Here is a 251-nt window from a genome sequence, read left to right on the forward strand (position 1 = left end):
ATAGCTTGCCGATGGTTTTTGCCAATGATCGTATCTGCTTCCCAATCGCCTATTCGACTGCGCTGCTCTACAATTGCTGGCCTGTCTTCGATAAATTGTCTATTCGGTATACTGCCTCTTCGCTCTAATTTACCATATCGTTTTTTTCGTTTCTTCTGACAACGTAGATTTTTCCAAAGTGCTCCGCCTGATCGTTTATCCGCATAGACACGTTGATAAACTGTTTCCGGACTTATCGCCGCATGACCGCT

The 251-nt window shown here is 44.6% G+C and carries 1 pseudogene; it reads right to left on the reverse strand.

Annotated elements, in window-relative coordinates:
• Positions 1–251: pseudogene (locus ACO0KV_RS18425) on the reverse strand (IS30 family transposase); the annotation flags it as partial.

This window comes from Undibacterium sp. RuRC25W, assembly GCF_049339825.1.
Classification (GTDB): Bacteria; Pseudomonadota; Gammaproteobacteria; order Burkholderiales; family Burkholderiaceae_D; genus Undibacterium.